Origin of the sequence: Streptosporangium sp. NPDC006013 (assembly GCF_040614275.1) — a bacterium.
In the GTDB taxonomy this organism is placed as follows: Bacteria; Actinomycetota; Actinomycetes; order Streptosporangiales; family Streptosporangiaceae; genus Streptosporangium.
Genome location: NZ_JBEXUE010000644.1, coordinates 1 through 4,680 on the forward strand (window position 1 = coordinate 1; position 4,680 = coordinate 4,680).

5 protein-coding genes are annotated in these 4,680 nt (G+C 69.8%); 2 read left to right on the top strand and 3 right to left on the bottom strand.

Features of this window, described 5'->3' with window-relative positions; genetic code table 11:
• Together ABZ260_RS46905 and ABZ260_RS46910 are read left to right on the top strand one after the other, a co-directional pair.
• Positions 1-379: hypothetical protein (locus ABZ260_RS46905; protein ID WP_355631320.1), on the top strand; the 379-nt coding region annotated here is incomplete at its 5' end.
• 191 nt (positions 380-570) lie between these two features.
• Positions 571-2,049 carry an ATP-binding protein gene (locus ABZ260_RS46910; protein WP_355631323.1) on the top strand — a complete coding sequence of 493 codons (1,479 nt, stop codon included), beginning with the start codon at positions 571-573 and terminating at the stop codon, positions 2,047-2,049.
• On the opposite strand, the gene ABZ260_RS46915 is transcribed toward ABZ260_RS46910, so the two are convergent.
• The 3 genes from ABZ260_RS46915 to ABZ260_RS46925 all read right to left on the bottom strand — a co-directional run.
• On the bottom strand, positions 2,046-3,116 hold the full coding sequence (locus ABZ260_RS46915; RefSeq protein WP_355631326.1) for an ArsO family NAD(P)H-dependent flavin-containing monooxygenase: 1,071 nt from the start codon (positions 3,114-3,116) through the stop codon (positions 2,046-2,048). The two genes, ABZ260_RS46910 and ABZ260_RS46915, sit on opposite strands and share 4 nt — an antisense overlap.
• Positions 3,113-3,460, bottom strand: a complete 348-nt coding sequence (locus ABZ260_RS46920; protein ID WP_355631328.1) for a metalloregulator ArsR/SmtB family transcription factor — start codon at positions 3,458-3,460, stop codon at positions 3,113-3,115. The genes ABZ260_RS46915 and ABZ260_RS46920 overlap by 4 nt, the downstream gene beginning before the upstream one ends.
• 33 nt (positions 3,461-3,493) lie before the next feature.
• The coding region (locus tag ABZ260_RS46925) for an MFS transporter (RefSeq protein ID WP_355631331.1) at positions 3,494-4,680 on the bottom strand (1,187 nt) is incomplete at its 5' end.

Here is a 4,680-nt window from a genome sequence, read left to right on the forward strand (position 1 = left end):
GCTTGCGGATGATCTTCATGTCGTAGCCGGCGGGCAGGGTGATCTCGTATTGCTTGGCGTACACGAAGGGTGCTGCCTTCCCGATGAATGGTCAGAAGCGGCGGCGGCAGCGGGAGCCGAAGCGGCCGCCGGGGCCTGCCCGCAGCACCCGGCCTCGGCCGCCTGGCTCGCCGCCGCGGGGCTGCCGCAGCAGGAGGTCGCCGCCGCTTCGGCCGCCGTGCTCGTCTCAGGTGCGGCGGGGCCACCGCAGCACCCTCCCGCCGCGGGCGGGGTGAACGCCTCGTCGAGGTTTCCGATGAATCCGCCGCTGATGCTGTTGGCCATCGCAGGCTCCCTTCGGCGCGGGGCGAGGCGCGACCGCCCCACCCTCATGAATTAGATAAGCATCTAAGTAAGGTCACCATTCCACACTGTTTAGATGTACGTCAAGTTAGATGGAAACCTAATCACCCTGTTGGCTGTGACGTCGGCGCCCCCATCGAAGGGCCGGCTGACACGGGGCGTCACCGCGTTGACAGCGAACACGTTGAGTGTGCATTTGCTGACAATCCGGTTGAATCGTCATCTACGGTGGCCGAGGTAGATCTGATCGTCACTGTGGTCAAAGGAGACCCGCTGCTCATGTTGCACAGCCCTCGCCGCCTGGAGGCCCTGCTCGGCGCTCCTTTGCATCTGGTCACCTACGCTCAGATCGCCGCCCTCGTCGACAACCCCGACGCCCGTGAGGCCGAGGACCTGGACTACAAGGTCGACATTCCCGATGGGGACAAGGAGCGCAGGGAGAAGGGCAACGACGATGTCGCTGTTGATGTCGCCACCTTCGCCAACCACACCGGCGGCCTGATCATCGTCGGGATGGCCGACGTCGGCGACATCCCCTCCAAGGCATTGGATGTGCGTTTCCAGCGGCTGCAGTCCCGCATCCGCAACGCGGTCGCCGCCCGCGTGCACCCCATGCCGCGCTTCGCCATGCGCGAGGTGCCCAATCCCGCCAACCCCGGCCACGGGTTCCTGCTGATCTCGATTCCGCCCAGTTCACAAGCCCCGCACGCGGTGTCCAACCCGGCGCAGAAGAATGAAAGCCCGCTGCGCTGGCCGCGCCGGCACGGAGCCGACAAGGTGTGGCTGAGCGAGTCGGAGATCGCCGCCGCCTACCGGCGCCGCCTCATGGGCGCCAGCGATCAGGTCGATCGCCTGCGCGAGCTGGAGGATCAGGCGGTCATGGCGGCCGCGGTGACCAGTGCCCGGCCGGGCTACCCCAGGCCGCTGCTGGTGGTCACCGTGGTACCGGATCTGCCAGGAGACCTGCTGCTGGATGGGACGAAAGTGCGTGATTTCGACGAGCAGACCAAGAGCGAGGTGGTCATGCTGGGTGCCCGCACCGTCACCTTCGACAGCGTCAGCGTGGCCCACCGTCGCCTGATCGCCGAGGCCGGCACCACCACCGTCCATGCCGTACGCGCCCAGCTCTACACCGACGGCGCAGCCACCTTCGCCATCCACCCGACCGCCATTTCCCCGGCCGTCAGCGACAAGCTCACGGTGTGCGTCTTGGACGCGGAGATCGTCAGCCGGACGGCCAGCGCTCTGCGCTACCTGGCCCGCCACGCACGCGACCGCGCCGCCTCGGCCGGATCGGCGATGGCGCGCGTGATGCTGGTAGCCGACACGCATCTGCACCCGGTCGTGTCGGCCAAGCCGGAGCTGGAGACCGCCTGGCCCTTCGACAACCCAGACCTCATCCGCTACCGCGTCGACCTCAACACCACGACCCGCATCGTCGACGACTACCGGCCGCTGGGCACGCGCTTCATCCAGTTGGCCTTCGGGGAGTCGGCGGTGTCGCTGGATGACCTGGCCGACGACGGACAACCGCTGGCCCGTGCCACCGCCGCCTTGTGCGGTGACCTGTTCCAGGCCTATGGAGTACCGGAGAACCAGCAGATCCGCAGAGATGGCACCATCAATCCCCATGCCTGGGGTGGCCACTGGGATCAGATCAAGAAATGGGCTGAGAAAGTCGGCATTCCGCTGGCTGCCGAGGACTAAAACGCCAGCTGCCCCATCACCCCGGACACCGTGGTGCGTGCCGTGCGGGCGGCGCCGATCAGGGTGGCCGAGGCCGGGCCGGTCCAGTCGCCGTAGCCGAGCAGGTGCAGGCGCGCCTCACCGAGCGCGCGGGTGCCCTCGGTCGGGATCACCCCGTCGGGGCCGCGGAGTTTCAGCGGGGCCAGGTGGCTGAGCACGGGCCGAAACCCGGTGCACCAGATGATGGTGTCGCAGGCCAGGGTGGTGCCGTCGGCCCAGGCCACCCCGTCTGGGGTGAGGCGGGTGAACATCGGCTCGGCTTTGAGTGCGCCCCGGTTGCGGGCCTCGCGCACGGCGGGGACGGCGACGATGTCGCCCAGGTCGCCGATGCCGGGCGCGTCAGCGAAGCGGGCGCGCCGGGTGGCCAGGTCGAACAGGGCCCGGCCGTCGATGTCGTCGCTCAGCAGCCGGGGCGGGCGCAGCGTGGCCCACGTCGTGTCGGCGACGGTGGAGACTTCGGCGAGGATCTGCGCTGCGGAGTTGCCGCCACCCACGATGACCACGCGCTGCCCGCGCAAGGGCTCGGGGCCGGTGTAGTTCGCCGTGTGCAGTTGCTGCCCGCGGAAGTCACCGATGCCGGGGTAATACGGCACGTACGCCCCGCCCCAGGTGCCGGTCGCGCTGACCACGATCCGGGCATGCCAGGTACCGGTACCGGTCTCGACGGCCAGCCACTCACCGCCATCGCGCACGGCCGACACGCGGACCGGCCGGATGATCGGCAGCTCATAGCGCTGCTCGTAGTCGGCCAGATAGGCGACCGCATCGGCCGCGCTCGGATAGCCGCCGCCCTCAGGGACGGGCATCATCCGGCCCGGCAGCGAGCTGTAGGGGGCCGGGGAGAACAGCCGCAGGGACGGCCAGGCATGCCGCCAAGCCCCGCCCGGCTCGTCGCGGGCGTCCAAGATGACGAAGTCCGCCCTTGCCCGGCGCAGGTAATAGCCGGCCGCCAGACCCGCCTGCCCGCCGCCGATCACCACCACATCGACCGGCCGCGAGGAGTGGGACACCGCCTTCGGGCCGGTCACACGCTCGTGGACTCAGCCAGCGGGGTGAACAGCGCACCCAGGCGAGCCACCGCAGCCGGGACGATCCAGTAGTAGACCCAGGTGCCGCGGCGCTCGGAATCGATCAGTCCGGCCATCCGCAGCACTTTGAGGTGGTGGGAGATCGTGGGGCCGCTCAGGTCGAAGGCGGGGGTCAGGTCGCACACGCACGCCTCACCGCCCGCATGAGAGCCGATCATCGACAGCAGGCGCAGCCGGACCGGATCGGCGACCGCCTTGAGCATCACCGCCAGGTCGGCCGCGTCATCCTCCGACAGTGGCTCGCGGGCGATCGGCGCGCAGCACTGGGCGGTGGTGGCGGTCATACGGCAACTCCCCTGCTTCGACATTCGTCTAAATCATACGCGGTGGTAGGCGACCAGCGCGAACGCGGCGACGGCGCAGGCCACTGCCACGACCGCCATCACCCACGTGTAGCCGACCGCTTGGGCGAGCGCGACCGCGCCGAGTGGGGCCAGGGCTTTGTCGGCGACGGAGAAGGCGGCGATGCGGCCTGACAGCGAGGCGTAGGCGCTCGTGCCGTAGCGCTGCAGGAGCAGGTGCGGCAGGGTGATGGAGGCGATGCCGAAACCAAGCCCGAATCCGAGCACGCAGCCGATGGCGCCCGGCACCGTGTGCCCGGCCGGCGGAAGCAGCGCGGCGGCGACGCCCTGCAGGGCGAAGATCGCGGCGGCGATGAGGGCGGCGGGCAGGCGGCGTTGCAGGCCGGTGGTGAGCAGGCGGCCGGTCACCGACAAAACCCCCAGCAGCCCGGCCAGTGTGGCGGCCAGGACGGGGGAGTGCCCCAGATGGATGAGGTAGGTGATGAGCAGGACGGACATCACCGCCGCCGCGCCGCCGTTGGCGGTGAAGGCGATCACCAGCAGCCAGAACGGCCGCGCCCGGGTGGCGGCCTTGACGACCTGAGCCCGCTCGTGGGTCGTGACCGGCCGATGTCCGGCGCGGGCGGGGCGGCGCACGACGAACGCGTGCAACGGGATTGCCGCTACTCCGTAGATCACGGCCAGGACCACCAGGGCGGTGCGCCAGCCGTAGGAGTCGACCAGCAGGCCGGTCAGCGGCAGGAAGATGGTGGAGGCGAACCCGGCGACGACGGTGAGCGCGAGCAGGGCGTTGGCTCGGCCATGGCTGTGAGTGGGGCCGGGGGTGGGGCCGTCGAACCAGCTGACGATGACAGCGAAGGCGCTTTCGTACAAAACCATCGCGCACGCGATGCCGATCGCGGCGAAGACCGCGTACAGCTGGGGCAGGTTCTCGACCCGTGACCAGGCCAGGACGGCGAGCGTGCCGATGATCGACCCGGCGGTCATCAGGCCCCGGCCGCCGCGGGCGTCCAACAGGCGGCCGACCAGCGGGGCGCACAGCGCGGCGATCAGGATCGAGCCGGTCAGCGCGGCCGCGATCTGGGTGCCGCCGGCGTGCAGGTCGGCTGCCATGGGGGTGAGGAAGACGGAGAAGGCGTAGTAGAGCACGCCGTAGCCGATGGTCTGCGTCACGGCCAGGGCTGCGACGATGCGCCACCCCT

What these genes read in the sequence shown, in the direction of transcription:
- ABZ260_RS46920 (WP_355631328.1), bottom strand. Translation starts at nt 3,460, where the DNA reads ATGACCGCCACCACCGCCCAGTGCTGCGCGCCGATCGCCCGCGAGCCA.